Below are 18,081 nucleotides of genomic sequence, written 5' to 3' on the forward strand. Positions count from 1 at the left end.
AAGTTAAATATATTTTTTCCAATCGGCAATGCAATTTTGAATCAAAATGCAGGTCTCATCAAATACGGTTTGATCATGCTGATACGGGTCGGGCACATTTTTGTCTTGCCAATGCCCTAAGCGAAAGGTTTTACCCTTGGAAAAGGGCCAAGTATGTTCGATATGTTTTTGTTGATTTTGGCTCATCACCAAAATTAAATCTGCTTTTTTAATCAGTTCTAAATTCAACTTTTTAGCACAATGCGGCTGCATATCGATTCCCAAACGCTGCATACAGCGTTGTGCTTTTTCATCTGCGGCATGACCACTTAGGCCTGAAATACCCGCTGACTCGATATGCAACTGTGGATACTGTTGTTTTAACAGGTATTCTGCCATTGGACTGCGGCAGATATTTCCAATACAGACCACTAAAATATTTTGAATATTCATTATTTACCCAAACTATCAAGTTGATAGACCACACTTGAGAATGGGATCATTTGATTGATCACACGCTGCCAGCGTGCCAGACCTGAGGCATCGACATACACAATATCATTGCTGCGCATTTTAAACTGATTGGCCAAACCAAAGTCGGCAATACTGCTTAAATCGATATGATAGACCTCGGTATGCGCGCCACTGGCTTGACTACGCACCACATAAATTTTACTGCGACTGGCGGACAGGGGATTAAGCCCTAAGCTTTCACCCAACACATCACTCAGGCTCATGCCTTGATCACGCATCGGTAAGGATTGATTTTTACCCGATTCACCCATCACATAGACTTTTTGATTTTCGCGATTATTCACATACAGCGTGTCATTCGGTTGAATCAGCAAGTTGTGTAAAGACAGTCCAGCTTTTTCCAGCTCAACGGTATTTAAGTTATAACTGCGCCCCTGACGTACCAAAGTAATAAAGGTATTGTCGCCTTGCTGTGCATTGACGCCGCCGGCCATGCCTAACGCGGTATAGACACTAATCGGTTGATCGCTTAAATAATATTGCCCACCTTTCATGACATTGCCCTGTACCGAATAGCGTTGTCCTTGATAAGACAACACCCGAGCAATCACGTCTGGGGTTTTTAAATAGCGTGACAGTTGATCGCGTAATTCGCGGTTCACCTGTGGCAGGGATTTTCCTGCCGCTTTATAACGGCCAATAATGGGAAATTGAATATAGCCATTTTGATCAATTTGGTAGCCATTGGCTTGAATGGCTTGCTCATTGCTTACGGTATTGGTCGGTGGTGTAATTTCAGGATAAGCCCATAAATAAATCGATAAAATATCGCCAGAACTGAGTTGATAACTCTGGTGTTTTGCGCTAAATAAGTGTGAATATTCTTGTTGAATGTTATGGACTGCAGGTTGCGTTGCCAGCAAAGAGTCTTGGGTCAGTTGAATCACATTCACCGAAGTGCCCAATTCAGTTTTATAGACACCTTCAGTGGGAAGATCGTAAGTCTGTAGACCAGAGGTTACGGCACAACCGCTAGCTGCCATGATAAAAGACAGTAAAATGATCGGTTTAAAATGTTTCACACATATTCCCATGATAAAAATTTTAAAATCGTTTTAAATTGCCGGTATTTTACCGAAGTTATCTTTTCTTTATATAGTAAATTGTAAGCAATGCATGCTGTTATACAATTTATTTATACAAAATATAAAAAAGACTAAAATTTTCGAATAAATTATCGATTTTTCACACAATATATACAATATTGCCTTTTTTTGCTGTTTTTGGACAAAAAGCATCATAAGAAAATCAAAATTTTCTGCTAGTATCTGCGCCGAAAAGATTTGTTCTTGATAAAATTATCTATACATAAGGCGTTCACATGCTACAGCTCTCTGACCTGAAAATTGCCATCATTGGCTTAGGATATGTTGGTTTACCTTTAGCAGTTGAATTTGGTAAACAAGTGCCCGTGATTGGCTTTGATATTCATCAAAAACGGATTGATGAGCTTAAAAGTGGCCAAGACCATACTTTAGAAGTATCTCCAGAAGAATTAAAACAAGCCAGTAAATTGAGCTATTCAGCAGACTTAGCAGAACTCAAAGACTGTAATTTTTTTATTGTCACCGTTCCAACACCAATTGATGATTTTAAACAACCCGATTTAACTCCACTAATTAAAGCCTCCACCAGTATTGGTCAAGTGCTTAAAAAAGGTGATGTGGTGGTCTATGAATCCACTGTTTATCCCGGCGCCACAGAAGAAGTCTGCATTCCAGTCTTAGAAAGACAGTCGGGTTTAAAGTTTAATCAAGATTTTTTTGCCGGTTATAGCCCTGAACGAATTAATCCGGGTGATAAATTACACCGTGTGACCAATATTTTAAAAATTACCTCGGGTTCGACCCCTGAAATTGCTGATTTTGTCGATCAAGTCTATAACTTGGTGATTGAAGCCGGTACGCATCAAGCCCCGAGTATTAAAGTGGCTGAAGCCGCCAAAGTGATTGAGAACACCCAGCGTGATGTCAATATCGCCCTAATCAATGAATTGGCTCTTATTTTTAATAAATTAGGCATTGATACTGAAGATGTTTTAAAAGCCGCGGGTACCAAATGGAATTTTTTACCGTTTCGCCCCGGTTTGGTGGGTGGTCATTGCATTGGGGTTGATCCGTATTACTTAACCCATAAAGCGCAGTCTGTTGGTTTGCATCCTGAAATTATTCTGGCTGCACGTCGTTTAAATGACCGTATGGGGGAATATATAGCAACTCAGCTTATTAAAGAGATGGTGAAAAAGCGTATACAAGTAGTAGGCTCTAAAATTTTAGTCATGGGTTTAAGTTTTAAAGAAAATTGCCCAGATATTCGTAATACTAAAATTATTGATATGGTAAAAGCGCTTAAAGAATATGATTTAGATTTAGATATTTATGATCCATGGGTCGATTCTAAAGAAGTAGAACGTGAGTATGGTTTGGCACCAGTTTCAGAACTTGTTCCAAATACTTATGATGCAATTATTTTAGCTGTAGCACATGATCAGTTTAAAGAAATGTCACCGCAACAATTTCATGGTTTAGGTAAAATAAATCATGTATTAGTTGATCTAAAGTATGTTCTAGGAAAAGATGATTCAGACTTACGTCTATAACAACTGTTAACTATGACAACTAAACATTCGAGAAAAACTAGTATTACTAAATATTTATCTAAATTTGCCAGCATCATAATATTTGGATAATTATTGGAACGCGTCTGGTTCTTAGAAATACTAACTATGCCAACAATCCACTTAATAGAGTAAAGATTACATAATGTTCCATTTAGCAAAAGAACTGTTTGCCTTATTAACTCCTAGCCAGCGCCGACGCTACTTATCTTTGCAGGTTATGGTTTTTTTTATGGCTATTATGGAATTATTGGGTATAGCTTCTATTGCACCATTTATGGCCCTCGTAGCAGATATGCAACTACTTGAAACTAATGCAATGCTTAGTAAGATTTACTTAGCGAGTGGTGTAGATACTCACAAAGAATTTTTATTTATAGCAGGTCTTGTTGTTCTTTTAATGCTGAGTATTGCCTCTATATTATCAATCATTACTACATGGCGCTTATCTTTATTTGCCTTTTCTGTTGGTACAGAAATAGGCGATCGTTTGTATCGCTATTATCTGCACCAAGACTGGCTGTTTCACGCCTGTGGTAGCAGTGCTCAGTTAACTAAGCAAATTGCTACTGAATCTATGCGAGTTACAAACTTTATTATTCTTCCGTTGATCCAGATGAATGCCCGCTTTATTTTAGCTGTAGTTATTTCAGTTGGTATTTTTATTTATAATCCACTGATAGCAACTGTAGGTGTTGTACTATTTGTTAGTGGGTATATGATTGTTTATAAAATCATACGCAAGCGTATTACACGCTACGGTGAAAATGTATCAACTGCATCAACTGATCGTTTCCGTTTAATGAATGAGGGTTTTGGCGGTATTAAAGACGTATTGCTTTATAATCGCAATCATGATTTTGTTGAGCAATTTGAACACAGTGGAAGAGTTCTTGCGCGCGCTCAAGGTGTAAACACCGCATTAAGCCAAGCACCGCGTTACTTAATGGAGTTGCTGGCTTTTGGTGCATTAATTAGTTTAGTTTTAGTACTACTCACCACGCATAACGGTGCATTGAGCCAAGTTCTCCCTGTATTGGCCGTGTATGCATTGGCAGGATTTAAACTTTTACCAGCGCTACAGCAGATATACGCTAGTATTACTTCAATTAAAGGTAACACGGCTGCCTTCGATGCGATCAAAATAGATTTACTGGCGTCTAAAGCCGAAGAGAGCGAAAAAACTCCTATTTCAGCTACTAATGATTTAACAGCAATCAGTCACATTCGATTTAATAATGTAAGTTTTACGTATCCTAATAAAAAAGATCCAGCGCTCAATGGCATAAACATTGCAATACCTATTAAAGCTACTGTTGGCTTTGTAGGCGAATCAGGCTCAGGTAAATCGACAGCAATAGACTTACTGCTTGGTTTAATTGAGCCAACTATGGGTCAACTTATGTTGGACGATATAATCATTGACCATAGCAACAAGCAAGCTTGGCAAAAGCACATAGGCTTTGTACCGCAAAGTATTTTTTTAAGCGAAGGCACTATTGCTCAAAATATAGCGTTTGGTTTAAATAATAAAGATATTGATTTAGATAAATTAAATCAAGCTATTAAGCTTGCTCATCTTGATTTACTCGTTAATAGCTTACCTAAAGGTTTAGACACCAAGGTTGGTGAACGTGGTGTTCAGCTGTCTGGTGGCCAGCGCCAACGAATTGGTATTGCTAGAGCGTTATATAATCAAGCGAATGTGTTGGTGTTTGATGAGGCTACAAGCGCATTGGATGGTATCACTGAAAAAGTGATTATGGATGCTATCCAAGAAATGAGTGGTCAAAAAACGATTGTAATGATTGCACACCGATTAAAAACGGTGAAAAACTGCGATATTATTTATCTTATGGAGCAAGGCAAAGTTGTTGATCAAGGTACTTACCAGCAACTTATAGACAGTAACCTAAAATTTAAAAAAATGGCGGAACATGCTTAATATGAATAATTTGATTTTTCTGGACTGTACTTTCCGTGACGGTGGTTACTACAATGCATGGGACTTTTCATCTGAATTGATAAACGACTATCTCATCGCTATGCAAGCAGCCGGTATAAATGCTGTTGAGTTAGGTTTTCGTTCTCTTAATAACAAAGGTTTTAAAGGTGCTTGCGCATTTACTTCTGATGATTTCTTGCGCAGCTTACCTTTGCCTGAAAACCTAACCATTGGTGTCATGTTAAACGCCAATGAGTTGGTAGGCGATATAGCGCAAGAAGAGGTACTCGCTCAATTATTTCCAGTATCGGCCGCCGAATCACCTGTTGATTTAGTCCGTATTGCTAGTCATTTGCATGAGTTTGAGCAGGCTTTACCTGCTGTGACTTGGTTGAAAGAACGCGGTTATCAAGTTGGTTTTAATTTGATGCAGATCGCTGATTGTCCAGAGCAAGAAGTGAAAGCGCTGGCTCGGCTAGCTAATAGCTATCCTTTAGATGCGCTGTATTTTGCTGATAGCATGGGCAGCATGAGTCCAGATCAGGCCGCGAAAATTGTGGGTTGGTTGCGTAGTGAGTGGCAGGGTGCATTAGGGATTCATACGCATAATAATTTAGGTCTTGCGCTCTCTAATACATTACGAGCTTTAAACGAAGGCGTCACTTGGGTTGATGCAACTGTTACAGGTATGGGGCGCGGTCCTGGTAATGCATTAACTGAAGAGTTGGCAATAGAGATAGCTGAATCTCGTCAGCAAAAAGTTAATTTGGTTCCACTGATGGGGCTTATTCGTAAGCACTTTCGCCCGATGAAAGAAGCCTACGGCTGGGGTACTAACCCTTATTATTATCTTGCCGGTAAGTACGGTATTCACCCAACCTATATTCAAGAAATGCTTAATGACTCGCGTTATAGCGAAGAAGATGTGCTGGCTGTCATTGAGCATTTACGTATCGAAGGTGGTAAGAAATTCAGTTTGAATACCTTAGATACCGCACGTCACTTTTATCGTGGTGAGCCTCAAGGGCAATGGTCTCCTCAAGCTCTTTTTGCTGGGCGAGATGTGTTGCTTTTGGGTACAGGGCCGGGCGTTGAACAGCACCGTTCAGCGTTAGAAAGTTATATACGCCAAGCTAAACCTTTGGTGTTGGCATTGAATACGCAAAGTGCTATTGCACCAGAGTTGATTGATGTGCGTGTGGCTTGTCATCCTGTGCGCTTATTAGCTGATTGCGAAGCGCATACTAAATTGCCACAGCCCTTGATTACACCCTACTCAATGTTGCCCGAAGATGTGCAACATGCATTGGCTAGTAAAGAAATTTTTGATTTTGGCTTAAACGTACAAGCAGATACTTTCGAGTTTAACGAGACCTATTGTACGACACCGACCTCGTTAGTGATGGCTTATGCTTTTGCGCTTGCAAGTAGCGGAAAAGCTAAACGCTTGTTGCTAGCTGGTTTTGATGGTTATGAAGGTGAAGATCCGCGTAATTTTGAAATGAATAAAGTTGTTAAAAGCTATACCCAAACAGCTAATACGACACCATTACTAGCAATTCTACCAACTCGGTATGATGTCTTTAAACAAAGTGTCTACGGGGAAGTTGAATGAAAAATAAAGTTACCGCCTTTTTACCTTGTAGAGCAGGTAGTGAAAGAGTACCTCATAAAAATATTAAACCTTTCGCGGGTTACGATTTTGGATTGATAGAAATTAAGCTAAAGCAGCTTCATGAGTCAAAGGAAATTGATGAGATTGTATTGTCAACGAATGATCTGCATATTTTAAATTATGCACAATCACTTAGTTTAAAAAAATTAAGTATTCATAAACGATCCGAAGACCTTTCATCTAGTGAAACAAGTACAGATCAGTTGGTAGCTCATGCTTTAGAATTAATTCCAAGTGGTGATATTTTATGGACGCATGTCACTTCACCTTTTATAACTGCTAAGCATTACGATGAAATGATTCGTTGTTACTTAGAGAAAAAAACAGAAGGTTTTGATTCGTTAATGAGTGTAACAGAGCTATATGCTTTTCTGTGGCAAGATAAAAAGCCGTTAAATTACGATAGAAGCATAGAGAAGTGGCCTAGAACACAGACCTTACAGCCTATATCAGAAGTAAATAGTGGGGTTTTCTTAGCATCTACGAAAGTATATAAAACAAAAAATGATCGCATAGGTGATCAGCCTTATTTGTATAATCTAAATAAACTTATTAGTCATGATATAGATTGGCCTGAAGATTTTATTGTCGCAGAGTGTATGGCTGAAAAAGGACTTGTTAAATTATGAGTTACAGCCTTGAAAAATATAAAACTCTAGTTTTTGACTGTGACGGCGTTGTTTTAAACTCCAACAAAGTTAAAACCGATGCTTTTTATCAAGCAGCATTATCGTATGGTGAGCAAGCGGCGCAAGCATTGGTTGAATATCATGTCGCTAATGGCGGTGTGTCGCGTTATAAAAAGTTTGCATACTTTTTAAATACTCTAGTCCCCCAGTATGCAGCAGGAGTCTCCGGCTCAACGCGTGAAGAGTTGCTCGATGCTTATGCACGTTACGTACTAAAAGGATTGCTAACCTGCGATATCGCAGAAGGCATTCACGAGTTGCGCAAAAACACCCATAACACGAACTGGCTGATAGTTTCAGGTGGCGACCAAGCTGAATTGCGTTATGTATTTGCTGAGCGTGGTTTAGCTGAATACTTTGATGGCGGCATTTTTGGTAGTCCAGACACTAAAGATGAAATCCTTGAGCGCGAAATAAATAACGGCAATATTCAGCAGCCTGCATTGTTTCTTGGTGACAGCAAATATGATTACCAGGCTTCTAATGGTGCCGGATTGGATTTTGTGTTCTTGACTGGGTGGACTGAGGTTGAGGGGTGGGAAGAGTGGTGTAATCAATACTGCTTGATAAGTGTTGATAGTATTGAAAAATTATTAGGAGCTTAAAGATATTTTATTAACAGTGCAGCGTATAAAGTATCGTTTAAATCCTTATGAGCTGAAGTGTTAATTGAGGTTATTGATAAGCTTTTTATTGAGCTAACTTCAGAAAATACACATAAAAAATCAATAGTTTATTTGCAGTACTTAATTGAGAAAACAAATGAAATAGGTAATGTTGTTTTCAAAGAAGAGCGAGAAAGGATTAATAAGGGCGAGTCTTGATTTTACTGGTCTTAATGGGTATTTTTGATTTTTATAAGGTATTTAGGTGCTTATGTCAATGTTGCGTAAAATATATTGGGCCTTAATAGTGCCTTTTATGAGCTTTTTAGGTTATTTAAAATTAAAATCTATTAGTGAGAAAAAAGATTATCTTGAATGGAGAGAGTCTTTCAGCGCAAAGAAAGTTTTAATCGTTGGAACAGGACCAAGCCTAGATAATGTTAGTGATGAATATTTTTTAAATTTTGATACTATTGTATATATTAATCATGCTATTAAATGTTCGGGTAAAGTAAAGGATGAGTATTTTTTCTCTACTGATGTGGATGTGGTTAAAGGTATAGCTGATAAACCTTATTTTAAAAAAATTGAGACCATAGGTAAGGTTAAATCAATACTTGCTCCAATTTTTTTTCAGCAAGTATTTTTCTTGAAAGGTAACATTAAAAAAGGTTTTTCTTGGTTAGTAGCTAGCGAAGCAAGTTATAAAATTCATAGGGTCAGTAAGAGTTTCTTTGATTTTAACTTTCCAGTCACAGCAGTTTTTTGGCCAAAACAGCCTGATATAAAAGGGTTAGATATTTGGTTTTCACAGAAGCAACAAGTTTGTTTTTTTCCTGTTGTAGAATCAACATCAGCTCTTAGCGCGATTTTATTTGTCGCTAAATATAGACCCTTGCAAGTTTCTTTAATCGGGTGTGATTTTGGTGTAGGGAGATCAAAGTCTATAGTAGAGGATTGTCCTGCGCATAATGTGAATGTCTTTAGTGAGGCTAGAAATAAATTTAATTATATTAAGAATTATCTATCAAATAAAAATATTCTTTTGACAAATGAATCTTGGAGCTAATTTCATGAAAATACTTCAAGTTACCAATATAGTCAGTCACCATCAGTTACCCTTAGCTCGAGAGCTATGCAAATTGGTTGGTGAAGAAAACTTTTTATTTGCTGCTACAGAAAAAATTGATCAAGATAGATTGAACAATGGATGGCAAAGTGAATATCCTGAAAAATGGATTATCCATCCTAATGAATCTGCAGCTGATCAAGAGAAATATGACAAATTCTGGGATGAAGCTGATGTTATTCTCTGTGGTGAGCGCTTAATTAGTAGAATGCAAGAGCGTATTGATAATAAAAAGCTATGTTTTTATATGTCTGAACGTTGGTGGAAGCCGCCTGTAGGTATGCTTCGATTATACCATCCTAGATACTTAAAAATGTTTTTAAACTTTAGACGTTTGAGTAAAAGCCCGTATTTTCACTACTTACCTACAGGGCCATTTGCAGCAAAAGATTTAGCCATGCTTGTACCTATGTCAGGACGTGTGTGGCATTGGGGATATTTTACTGAGATGCCGAGTGTAACACGTAATGTTTCAGACGTGACCGACTCTCAGAGTGTTAGTATTCTTTGGGTTGGACGTATGCTGAAATTGAAAAATGTTGATTTGTTGATTAAAGCATTATCTCGGCTAAAAAATGAAGGTAAGAAATTTAAGCTTTTACTAGTTGGTGAAGGACCAGAGCGAGAGCGATTACAAAAGCTTGCAGATAAGTTGTTGGGTGAAGAGTTTTGTACAATTCAAGATTTTATCCCAGCTTCTGAAGTGCCAGCACTAATGGCCGAACATGATATATATGTATTGCCAAGTAATGCATATGAAGGGTGGGGGGCTGTTATTAATGAAGCAATGTCAGTCGGTTGTGCTGTTGTTGTATCAGATAAGACTGGTGCAGGGGCTGCAATGATTGAACATGGTGTGAATGGGATGTTGTTTAAGTCTGGATCAGAGCACTCTCTTTATGAGTGTTTAGATTGGTTTATTAGTATGAACGATTTAAGGAAAGATCTAGGTATGCATGCTAAGTCTACATTTGTAGAAGACTGGCAGCCGAGCATAGTTGCCCAACGTTTTATAAATATATCTTCACAGTTGATTAATGGCAGAGAGGTATTAGGTTATTCTCACGGGCCATTATCAAAAATTAATAAATGAATACTTTGGTGGTGTAACTTGGGTATTACCTTTTTTGTTTCAATAGTAGTGTTAATATTGAGTTTTATTTTTTTTAAAACTCCGAAAGGAAGGTTTAAATACTTATTCATAAATCCGATTGCTTTTGTTTCGATATTTGTTATTATTTACATGATAGTAGGGTTTAATTTATTTTGGCAAGGCGATTATTATTTTTTAGGTGTAAATTTATCATATGGTTTAGATAGACTTTATGGGGTTACATCTGTTTTTTTAGGATTTTTTTTAGGATTTTTTTTAATAATTTTTTATTCTATTAAACAACGTAATACTTTTAACTATTACAAGGATTACCGGCTAAGGTCATCTTTAGTTTTCCTTTTTATATTCCTAATGGTTCTCTACTCATTATTACTAATTAATAAATTTAAAATTCCTTTAGTACATAATTTTTTAGGTCTTTTTTTTAATGCTGGCATTACAGTAATTTCCTATGCTTTTATTTCTAAAATGCGCTACTCTCATTTTTTATTATTAATCTATACTTTGCTGGTTGTTTATCTAGGTTTTCGCTATAGATTATTATTTTTGTTTTTACCTATTATTATTTCTCTTTTTATATTAAAAAAAACATCGTTTTTTAAGATGCTCGTATACTCAGCCGTAACTTTAGTTTCTGTTTTAATTGTTGCCGTTGTTGGTATATCACGTAGATATTCGGATGGCCTAGATCTTAGTAGGTTAGATGGAATGGGTTTTTTAAATATAATTATTCAAGGTATATTTAATGATACATCCACAGTACTAACGTCAGGCGCACTAATTCAATGGCTAGATGATACCGATAATTTTGCTTATTTTAAGCAGATTTGGTATGTGTTAAATTATTTCATACCTAATGAATTATATCCAGATAAGGAATATTCCCCTATCTTTGATAATATTTCTATATTGACAGGTCAGATAAATAATGAATCGGGCGCTGCAGTTCTAGGTTTTGTAGAGTATTATCATACTGCTGGTTACTATGGAGTTATTTTATTTGCATTTTTATTTGCATTTTTATTTGCTAAGCTTTTTAAAAAAATGATTAATTCAAATAGTCTTTATGATCATTATGTTTACTTTGTTCTACTTGCTTGGTTTATAAACTCTTTAACAAGAGGTTATCTACCACAAAACTTACAAGATCTTGTTTCTATAGTTATAGGGCTTTATCTGATTAAGAGATTTTCTAATTTATCTAAAGCTGGTGGCTATCTTGAAAGTAATAATAAACGGATCTAACTTGCACTCGGGTGGTGGTTTACAAGCTGGTATTTCATTTCTGTATGAAGCTTCTAGATTAAATTCTAGTGATTTACCCTTGCTGCATGTGATTGTTTCAAGCGAAATTTATGCAGGGCTAGCTCAAATGGGTGCTAATACAGCCGTTTTTGGTCGTTATGAAGTTATAGATACATTTGGTCTTGAGGGTTTGTACTCCAAATTAAATAATAGAATTAAAGAATATGAATTGGTTTTTACAATTTTTGGCCCAAACTATTTAAGAGTAAAAGCTAAAAAAGAAATTGTCGGTTTTGCGCAGCTGTGGATATTAAATTTTAACAACCCTATATCTGAAAAAATGTCTTTTTTTAGTAAAAATGTATTGCGTCTTAAGTTTCTTATTCAATGGCTTTTTTTCTTACGGGCAGATCATTACGTTGTTGAACTTGAGCACGTTAAAAAGGGGTTGATTCAAAGCAAAGGTGTTGATGCTGAAAAAGTAAGCATTGTATATAATACTGTCTCATCTTTATACCTTGATGAAAGTAAATGGAAGACTATCTGTATAGAAAAAGGCAATGAAAAAATATCTTTAGGGATTGTGACCCGAGATTACCCGCATAAAAATATTGGTATTTTGCCTGCAGTCGGTCAGATTTTAGAAAGTAAGCACAATCTTAAAGTGCACTTTTATACCACGCTTAATGAGCTTGAGTGGTCAGCTCGAGATGAGTTTTTTAAGAAGTATGTATCAACTGTAGGTTCGCTATCACCAGACCAATGTCCGTCGTTTTATCAACAAATAGACGGCGTGGTATTTCCTAGTTTATTAGAGTGTTTTTCAGCAACACCCTTAGAGGCGATGGTTATGGCTAAGCCGTTATTTGCTTCTGATCGTGGTTTTGTACGTGATGTTTGTGCTGAATATGCAGTGTATTTTGATCCATTAGATGCCAATGATATTGCACTTAAGATAGCTAACTATTTTAAAACCAATTTTAATAACACAGAAAAGTTAGATAGAGCTAGAAATCACGCACTAAATTTTTCTTCAGCTAAGAGTCGAGCTGAAAAATATTTAGAAATTATTCAACAACAAGTGAAAGGTTGAGCAAATGCATTTTAACGGAAAAATTCTACTAATTACAGGTGGCACTGGCTCATTTGGTAACGCAGTGCTAAAGCGCTTTTTAAATACTGATATTGCTGAAATCCGTATTTTTAGCCGTGATGAAAAGAAACAAGATGATATGCGTAAGAAGTATCAATCATCCAAGCTTAAATTCTATATTGGCGATGTACGCGATTATAACAGTATATTAAATGCTACCCGTGGTGTTGATTATATTTATCATGCGGCTGCACTCAAACAAGTACCGTCTTGTGAATTTCATCCTATGGAAGCCGTAAAGACAAATGTTTTGGGTACAGAAAATATGTTGGAAGCGGCTATTCAAAATCGAGTAAAACGTATTGTATGTTTAAGTACAGATAAAGCCGTGTATCCGATTAATGCAATGGGCATCTCTAAAGCGATGATGGAAAAAGTCATTGTTGCCAAATCTAGGAATTTAGAAGGTTTGGATACCGTTATTAGCTGTACACGTTATGGTAACGTGATGGCATCACGCGGTTCAGTGATCCCTTTATTTGTCGATCAAATTCGTCAAGGAAAACCCTTGACCATTACAGATCCCAATATGACTCGTTTTATGATGACACTGGAGGATGCAGTAGATTTAGTGCTGTATGCATTTGAACATGGTCAAAATGGCGATATTTTTGTACAAAAGGCACCTGCTGCTACCATTGAAGTACTTGCTCAAGCCTTAAAAGAACTGATTCAGTTACCTGAGCATCCAATTTCTATTATGGGAACGCGTCATGGTGAAAAAGCCTATGAAGCCTTGCTCAGTCGTGAAGAAGTAGTGGTTGCCATTGACCATGGCGAATATTTTCAAGTGCCCGCCGATCAGCGTGATTTGAATTATGAAAAGTACGTTGAGGAAGGTGATTTAGAAATCACACAATTTGAAGATTATAACTCGCATAATACAACGCGCTTAGATATTGAAGGTATGAAGAAACTATTGCTTAAACTTAATTTTGTGCGTGCCTTAACCCAAGGTCAATATATAGACCCAGAGGCATAAGCATGAATGTTTTAGTTACAGGTTCAAATGGCTTTATTGCTAAAAATTTAATTCAATTTTTAGCTGAAAAAGCAGATGTTAATGTTCTGCCTTACAACAAAGAATCCACTCCACAAGATTTAGAGCAAGCGGTTATTAATGCAGATTGGATTGTGCATTTGGCGGGGGTAAACCGTCCCTTAAATGATCAAGAATTTATAGACGGTAATACGACCTTAACTCAGCATATCGCTGATATTTTAAAGTCTACCAAAAAAACCACGCCAATTATTTTATCGTCCTCTATTCAGGCCGAGCGTGATAACGTCTACGGACAAAGTAAATTGGGCGGTGAGCAAGCCTTACTTGAGTTAAATCAAGCTCAAGCTAATCCAGTGTATATCTGCCGCTTAGCCAACGTGTTTGGTAAGTGGTCGCGCCCAAACTATAATTCTGCGGTGGCAACCTTTTGTTATAACGTCGCTAATGACTTACCTATTCAGATCAATGATCCAAGTGCGATGATCCGCTTGGTCTATATCGATGATGTGGTTGAAACGTTTTGGAATATGCTACAAGGCAGCTTTATACCACAGCAACAATTTATGATTGAACCTGAATATCAAATTAGCGTTGGCGATTTAGCCAATACTTTAAATGAGTTCAAAAAATCACGTGACAGTTTAATCACTGCGCCAGTGGGCACAGGGTTAATACGTGCTTTATATTCCACTTATTTAAGCTTTTTGAAGCCGGCACAATTTGATTATAGCGTGCCGAAATATGGTGATGAGCGCGGTGTGTTTGTCGAAATGCTTAAAACGCCTAATGCGGGTCAATTTTCTTATTTTACCGCACATGCTGGTATTACTCGTGGTGGACATTATCACCACAGTAAAACTGAAAAGTTTTTAGTCATTAAAGGTAAGGCACTGTTTAAGTTCAAACACATCATCACAGGTGAGTTTTATCAGTTAGAAACTTGCGGCGATGAGCCAAGAATTGTGGAAACAGTACCCGGTTGGACGCATGATATTACCAACATTGGTACGAATGAAATGGTGGTGATGTTGTGGGCCAATGAAATTTTTGACCGTGAAAAACCTGATACCTATGCGATGCCTTTAACAAATTAAGAGTAAAAATTGTGAAAAAATTAAAATTAATGACGGTAGTCGGTACACGTCCAGAAATTATTCGTTTATCTCGCGTGATGGCAGCATGTGATACCTATTTTGATCATGTGATTATGCATACCGGTCAAAACTATGACTATGAACTCAATGAAATTTTCTTTACTGACTTGGGTATTCGTAAGCCGGATCATTTTTTAAATGCCGCTGGCACCACAGGTGCGGAAACCATTGGCAATGTCATCATTGGTGTTGATAAGGTTTTAGAGGAAGTGCAGCCAGAAGCATTGCTAGTACTTGGCGATACCAACAGCTGCATGGCCGTTATCCCAGCCAAGCGTCGTAAAATTCCAACCTTTCATATGGAAGCAGGAAATCGCTGTTTTGATATGCGTGTGCCGGAAGAAATTAACCGTCGTATTGTGGACCATACCGCAGACCTGAACTTAACTTATAGCACCATTGCACGTGACTACTTGCTAGCAGAAGGCTTACCCGCTGATTTGGTCATTAAGACCGGTAGTCCCATGTTTGAGGTATTAAATTACTATAAAGCAAAGATCGAAGCGTCTGATGTATTAGCACGTTTAGGCTTAAAAGAACATGAGTACTTTATTGTCAGTGCACATCGTGAAGAAAATATTAACTCAGATCAAAACTTTTTAGATTTGATTGAAATGCTGAATGCGGTGGCAGAAAAATATCAGTTTCCGGTTATTGTTTCCACACATCCACGTACGCGCAACCGTATTGAACAGCTAAATATTAAGTTTCATCCTTTAATTCAGCTATTAAAACCACTTGGATTTAGTGATTATAATAAATTGCAACTCTCTGCAAAAGCAGCTTTATCTGATAGTGGCACAATTAACGAAGAATCTTCAATTTTAAACTTTCCTGCATTAAATTTACGTCAAGCACATGAGCGTCCAGAAGGGATGGAAGAAGCTGCGGTGATGATGGTGGGCTTAACTGCTGAGCGGACTTTACAAGGCTTAGAGATTTTAGACTCACAGCCGCGTGGTGAAGAACGTTTATTACGTTTGGTCGCTGATTATAGTATGCCAAATGTCAGTGAAAAGATGGCGCGTATTATTTTAAGTTATACCGACTATGTTAACCGAGTAGTTTGGAAGAAGTACTGAGTTAAGGGTGAGCTATGAACAACAAGGTCTATTTAGTCACAGAATATTATCATGAGAGTCAGAATACGACAGGATACTTACTTGGCAAAGTATATAATTTTTTAAATATGCAGAGCGATATAGATCTGGTCTTAATTGCTAAAGAGGATAAAAATAGTCCTTGTTATAGTAATGCCCATTACATTAAGGCTATAAGCCCAAATAAAACCAGTTTGCTGAAAAGATTGATTTATGAGTTTATGATTTCATTCTATTTTTTCGTTTCCATCATGAAAAATGTAGAAAAAAAAAGTATAGTTTTTACTGGTACTACACCAATTTTTTTACTTATAGTTTTATTTTTTACCAAGAAATTTTTAAAGTTTAAATGGATTTTATTAGTACATGATGTCTTTCCAGAGAACTTAGTTGCTGCAAAGGTTTTAAAGCAAGGAAGTATGGTTTATAAAATTCTTAAAAGGTTTTTTGATGTTATTTATACCAGTGCAGATGAAGTTATTGTTATTGGTAAGGATATGGAAAAGTTGGTTCATTCCAAAACTCACAAGAACAATATTAGTGTTATTCAAAATTGGATTGATTACTCCGACATTAATGTAGAACCAAAAAATGACAACTCTATTCTGAAAGAGCTTAATTGGTTAGACATGCATACTACAATATTTCAGTTTTTTGGTAATATCGGACGTGTTCAAGGTGTGGATGTTATTTTAGATGCTATTAAGAACATGGAGTATTCGCATCTTGCAAAATTTATCTTCATAGGTGATGGCGCATATGTTGAAAAACTTAAAATACAAATTAAAAGCTTGAATCTAGATAATGTTTTTTATTATGGTGCTTTAGATCAGTCCCAAAAATCGATTGGCTTAAATGCATGTGATGTTGCATTGGTTACATTAGCAGAGGGAATGCTCGGCTTAGGTGTGCCGAGTAAATCGTACTTCTCAATGGCTGCTAACAAACCTATTTTAGCAATCATGGAATATGAGTCTGAAGTTTCGCATATGCTGAAAACTCATAATATTGGTTGGGTTGTTCAGCCAAATAATATTCATGCTTTAACCAATAAGTTAGATGAAATTGTTCAAAAAAATAATGTTTATGGATTTAATTCACCACGCGAAGTTCTAAAAAAATATTATGCTGAACCTGTTGCTATGCAAAATATCTTAGAAATTATTAGAAAACTTAACTAATGGTAGAATTAACGTGAAAATACTAATCACAGGCAGTAACGGATTCTTAGGTCAATATTTATGTCAGTTTCTGGCTGAAAAAAACTATTCAATTTTGGCACAAACACGTAAAGCTCAAACATTTGCTCTTCCTAATATAAGCAATATCAATTTTGACTTAAATGATAACTTGGACAATGTCAACCTTTACCAAGTTGAAGTTATCATTCACTGTGCAGGTCGTGCGCATATTATGAATGAAACCGCTGAATCGCCTTTAACCGCATATCGTCAAACTAACGTACAAGGTACTTTAAACCTTGCACAAAAGGCGGTAGAAAGTGGTGTAAAGCGTTTCATTTATTTGAGTAGTATAAAAGTGAATGGCGAAGAAACACGAGAAACTCCATTTAAGCCTGATGATTTATTTAAATCGAATGATCCTTATGGATTATCTAAATACGAGGCTGAACAGGCTTTGCTTAAACTCTCTGAACAAACCGGACTAGAAGTTGTCATTATTCGTCCTGTTCTTATTTACGGACCAAATGTTAAAGCCAATTTTAAAAGTATGGCGGCATTAGCTAGTAAAAAACTGCCTTTGCCAATAGGCTGCCTAGGCAATAAACGTAGTATGGTGAGTGTTTATAACTTAGCTGATTTTATTCATACTTGTATGAGACATCCGAATGCTAATGGTGAAGTATTTCTCTCTAGTGACCAAGAAGATATTTCAGTCAAACAATTATTTGAAAAGTTAGCCTACTATCAAAATAACAAATTACTGATGATACCTGTGCCTAAAAGTCTGATTAGCCTGCTAGCAAGTTTAGTAGGGAAAAAAGCAGTCGCGTCACGTTTATGTTCAGAGTTGGTGGTAGATACATCAAAAAATACTAAACTTTTAGATTGGACAGCACCTTATAGCGTTGATGCAAGTCTAGAAAAAATGTTTAACACAACTCATAAAAATTGAGAT

Annotated in this window: 17 protein-coding genes; 15 read left to right on the forward strand and 2 right to left on the reverse strand. The window is 36.7% G+C overall.

The genetic code is table 11. From position 1 onward, the window contains the following. Window positions 1–3: 3 nt before the first annotated feature. Both SE27_RS02275 and SE27_RS02280 read right to left on the reverse strand, forming a co-directional pair. Window positions 4–432, reverse strand: coding sequence for a low molecular weight protein-tyrosine-phosphatase (locus tag SE27_RS02275; RefSeq protein WP_039620496.1), 429 nt, complete (start codon window positions 430–432; stop codon window positions 4–6). Then, a complete protein-coding gene (locus tag SE27_RS02280; protein WP_406564546.1) occupies window positions 432–1,496 on the reverse strand; it encodes a polysaccharide biosynthesis/export family protein in 1,065 nt (354 codons plus the stop codon). The genes SE27_RS02275 and SE27_RS02280 overlap by 1 nt, the downstream gene beginning before the upstream one ends. A gap of 338 nt (window positions 1,497–1,834) precedes the next feature. Here SE27_RS02280 and tviB point away from each other — a divergent pair, with 338 nt between their 5' ends. From tviB to SE27_RS02350, 15 genes are all read left to right on the forward strand, one after another. Then, entirely contained in the window at window positions 1,835–3,112 is a 1,278-nt protein-coding gene (gene tviB / locus SE27_RS02285) for a Vi polysaccharide biosynthesis UDP-N-acetylglucosamine C-6 dehydrogenase TviB (RefSeq protein WP_039620498.1), read from the forward strand. A 163-nt stretch (window positions 3,113–3,275) separates the two neighbouring features. After that, window positions 3,276–5,075: an ABC transporter ATP-binding protein gene (locus SE27_RS02290; protein ID WP_039620499.1), complete on the forward strand. Its 1,800-nt coding sequence runs from the start codon at window positions 3,276–3,278 to the stop codon at window positions 5,073–5,075. Window position 5,076: 1 nt separating this feature from the next. Next, window positions 5,077–6,690, forward strand: a complete 1,614-nt coding sequence (locus SE27_RS02295) for an aldolase catalytic domain-containing protein (protein WP_039623747.1) — start codon at window positions 5,077–5,079, stop codon at window positions 6,688–6,690. Then, a complete protein-coding gene (locus SE27_RS02300; RefSeq protein WP_039620500.1) occupies window positions 6,687–7,379 on the forward strand; it encodes an acylneuraminate cytidylyltransferase family protein in 693 nt (230 codons plus the stop codon). The genes SE27_RS02295 and SE27_RS02300 overlap by 4 nt, the downstream gene beginning before the upstream one ends. Next, a complete protein-coding gene (locus SE27_RS02305) occupies window positions 7,376–8,044 on the forward strand; it encodes an HAD family hydrolase (protein WP_039620501.1) in 669 nt (222 codons plus the stop codon). The genes SE27_RS02300 and SE27_RS02305 overlap by 4 nt, the downstream gene beginning before the upstream one ends. A gap of 57 nt (window positions 8,045–8,101) precedes the next feature. Continuing rightward, a complete protein-coding gene (locus SE27_RS14340) occupies window positions 8,102–8,263 on the forward strand; it encodes a hypothetical protein (RefSeq protein WP_201772977.1) in 162 nt (53 codons plus the stop codon). A gap of 58 nt (window positions 8,264–8,321) precedes the next feature. Further along, window positions 8,322–9,113, forward strand: a complete 792-nt coding sequence (locus SE27_RS02310) for a hypothetical protein (RefSeq protein WP_039620504.1) — start codon at window positions 8,322–8,324, stop codon at window positions 9,111–9,113. 4 nt (window positions 9,114–9,117) lie between these two features. Further along, window positions 9,118–10,266 carry a glycosyltransferase family 4 protein gene (locus tag SE27_RS02315; protein ID WP_052251693.1) on the forward strand — a complete coding sequence of 383 codons (1,149 nt, stop codon included), beginning with the start codon at window positions 9,118–9,120 and terminating at the stop codon, window positions 10,264–10,266. Between the two features lie 18 nt (window positions 10,267–10,284). After that, window positions 10,285–11,532, forward strand: a complete 1,248-nt coding sequence (locus SE27_RS02320; RefSeq protein ID WP_039620505.1) for a hypothetical protein — start codon at window positions 10,285–10,287, stop codon at window positions 11,530–11,532. Continuing rightward, window positions 11,507–12,625, forward strand: coding sequence for a glycosyltransferase (locus SE27_RS02325; protein ID WP_039620508.1), 1,119 nt, complete (start codon window positions 11,507–11,509; stop codon window positions 12,623–12,625). Before SE27_RS02320 ends, SE27_RS02325 begins: the two co-directional genes overlap by 26 nt. Window positions 12,626–12,629: 4 nt before the next feature. After that, complete coding sequence (locus SE27_RS02330) at window positions 12,630–13,667, forward strand: polysaccharide biosynthesis protein (protein ID WP_039620510.1); 1,038 nt, start codon at window positions 12,630–12,632, stop codon at window positions 13,665–13,667. A gap of 2 nt (window positions 13,668–13,669) precedes the next feature. Then, the gene (wbjC, locus tag SE27_RS02335; RefSeq protein ID WP_039620511.1) at window positions 13,670–14,782 is read left to right on the forward strand and encodes a UDP-2-acetamido-2,6-beta-L-arabino-hexul-4-ose reductase; all 1,113 of its coding nucleotides are present in this window, start codon (window positions 13,670–13,672) and stop codon (window positions 14,780–14,782) included. 11 nt (window positions 14,783–14,793) lie between these two features. Continuing rightward, on the forward strand, window positions 14,794–15,924 hold the full coding sequence (gene wecB, locus SE27_RS02340) for a non-hydrolyzing UDP-N-acetylglucosamine 2-epimerase (protein ID WP_039620513.1): 1,131 nt from the start codon (window positions 14,794–14,796) through the stop codon (window positions 15,922–15,924). A gap of 14 nt (window positions 15,925–15,938) precedes the next feature. After that, the gene (locus SE27_RS02345; RefSeq protein ID WP_039620514.1) at window positions 15,939–17,123 is read left to right on the forward strand and encodes a glycosyltransferase family 4 protein; all 1,185 of its coding nucleotides are present in this window, start codon (window positions 15,939–15,941) and stop codon (window positions 17,121–17,123) included. A 13-nt stretch (window positions 17,124–17,136) separates the two neighbouring features. Next, complete coding sequence (locus SE27_RS02350) at window positions 17,137–18,078, forward strand: NAD-dependent epimerase/dehydratase family protein (RefSeq protein WP_039620516.1); 942 nt, start codon at window positions 17,137–17,139, stop codon at window positions 18,076–18,078. Window positions 18,079–18,081 lie beyond the last annotated feature (3 nt).

The sequence above is a fragment of the Acinetobacter harbinensis genome (assembly GCF_000816495.1).
GTDB classification, from domain to species: domain Bacteria; phylum Pseudomonadota; class Gammaproteobacteria; order Pseudomonadales; family Moraxellaceae; genus Acinetobacter; species Acinetobacter harbinensis.

Excerpts from the sequence above, each read along its gene's own strand:
- SE27_RS02275 (WP_039620496.1), bottom strand. The coding sequence starts at position 432 with ATGAATATTCAAAATATTTTAGTGGTCTGTATTGGAAATATCTGCCGC.
- SE27_RS02280 (WP_406564546.1), bottom strand. The coding sequence starts at position 1,496 with ATGGCAGCTAGCGGTTGTGCCGTAACCTCTGGTCTACAGACTTACGAT.
- tviB (WP_039620498.1), top strand. The coding sequence starts at position 1,835 with ATGCTACAGCTCTCTGACCTGAAAATTGCCATCATTGGCTTAGGATAT.
- SE27_RS02290 (WP_039620499.1), top strand. The coding sequence starts at position 3,276 with ATGTTCCATTTAGCAAAAGAACTGTTTGCCTTATTAACTCCTAGCCAG.
- SE27_RS02295 (WP_039623747.1), top strand. The coding sequence starts at position 5,077 with ATGAATAATTTGATTTTTCTGGACTGTACTTTCCGTGACGGTGGTTAC.
- SE27_RS02300 (WP_039620500.1), top strand. The coding sequence starts at position 6,687 with ATGAAAAATAAAGTTACCGCCTTTTTACCTTGTAGAGCAGGTAGTGAA.
- SE27_RS02305 (WP_039620501.1), top strand. The coding sequence starts at position 7,376 with ATGAGTTACAGCCTTGAAAAATATAAAACTCTAGTTTTTGACTGTGAC.
- SE27_RS02310 (WP_039620504.1), top strand. The coding sequence starts at position 8,322 with ATGTTGCGTAAAATATATTGGGCCTTAATAGTGCCTTTTATGAGCTTT.
- SE27_RS02315 (WP_052251693.1), top strand. The coding sequence starts at position 9,118 with ATGAAAATACTTCAAGTTACCAATATAGTCAGTCACCATCAGTTACCC.
- SE27_RS02330 (WP_039620510.1), top strand. The coding sequence starts at position 12,630 with ATGCATTTTAACGGAAAAATTCTACTAATTACAGGTGGCACTGGCTCA.
- wbjC (WP_039620511.1), top strand. The coding sequence starts at position 13,670 with ATGAATGTTTTAGTTACAGGTTCAAATGGCTTTATTGCTAAAAATTTA.
- SE27_RS02345 (WP_039620514.1), top strand. The coding sequence starts at position 15,939 with ATGAACAACAAGGTCTATTTAGTCACAGAATATTATCATGAGAGTCAG.